The sequence below is a fragment of the Bartonella sp. AA1HLJMS genome (genome assembly GCF_042197445.1).
Lineage (GTDB): Bacteria > Pseudomonadota > Alphaproteobacteria > Rhizobiales > Rhizobiaceae > Bartonella.
In genome coordinates this window covers 1-802 of the sequence record NZ_JBHIRW010000263.1, presented here as the reverse complement: position 1 = coordinate 802, position 802 = coordinate 1, and the positions used below count along the sequence as shown (strand labels likewise).

The following is an 802-nucleotide window of genomic DNA, read 5'->3' as shown; positions in this document are numbered from 1 at the left end:
GGCATTAAGCCGTATTTTGTGTAGTTTCTAGATGTACTCTTTCAGCTTCTATTTGACGCTTTAAATGAATTTTAAGAAGAGGGAAAGTTGCCTCTACTTCTTCCATGTCGTTGATGTCTTGAACAAGCTCTTGCAGTTTTTTATAAAGTTCCGCCGCGAGTTCCGCTATATCTTCAGGGGGGAGTTTTATTTTAGCATCGCGATAGGTTGTATAAGCTATGCGACCAAGCTTTTTCATGAGTCCAGTAGGGATGGTGGGTGCTTTAAAACCTGCTGCTTTCGCTTTTGCCATGTCACTAAACATTTCGCCTTCACCAGTGACAAGCCAGTCTAAGGATATTCCACAGCGATCTTTATATATTCGCATTATAGATGCAGGGGGTTCTTGCAAACCCGTTTCATAATTGCGCATAGTCGTTTCGGGGATTTCAAAATGTTTAGCAAATTGTTTGCGCTCTGTAAAACCAAGGGTGTGCCGTATTTCACGCAAGCGTTTTGCCAGTTCTGTTGTAGGTTCTTTTTCAGGACGTGCCAAAAAAATCACTCCAAATCCATTTTCGGTATTTACAAAAGCCGAATTTGGCATTATACATCTAATTACCGCCCGATATAGAGGGCAGATATTTTACAATTAACCCCACAAAAAACGGATGTGGGAGCATCCGTTTAAAGCAGGAGCGAAGTTTATGACTATCACACAAGTATGGGATCGCCATAGTATTTTAGCCGAGCTACGCCGCCGTAATATGACCTTGGCGGAGCTCGCGAAAGCTTATCAACTATCGTCATCCAGTGTTCAACA

The 802-nt window shown here is 42.3% G+C and carries 2 protein-coding genes; one reads left to right on the top strand and one right to left on the bottom strand.

All coding sequences use genetic code 11. The features are described from left to right. Positions 1-4: 4 nt before the first annotated feature. Positions 5-535, bottom strand: coding sequence for a helix-turn-helix domain-containing protein (locus ACFIQE_RS11075; RefSeq protein ID WP_375702936.1), 531 nt, complete (start codon positions 533-535; stop codon positions 5-7). Positions 536-686: 151 nt separating this feature from the next. On the opposite strand from ACFIQE_RS11075, the gene ACFIQE_RS11070 reads away from it, so the two are divergent. Continuing rightward, positions 687-802 (top strand): helix-turn-helix domain-containing protein (locus tag ACFIQE_RS11070; protein ID WP_375707772.1); only part of this gene is annotated, 116 nt, incomplete at its 3' end.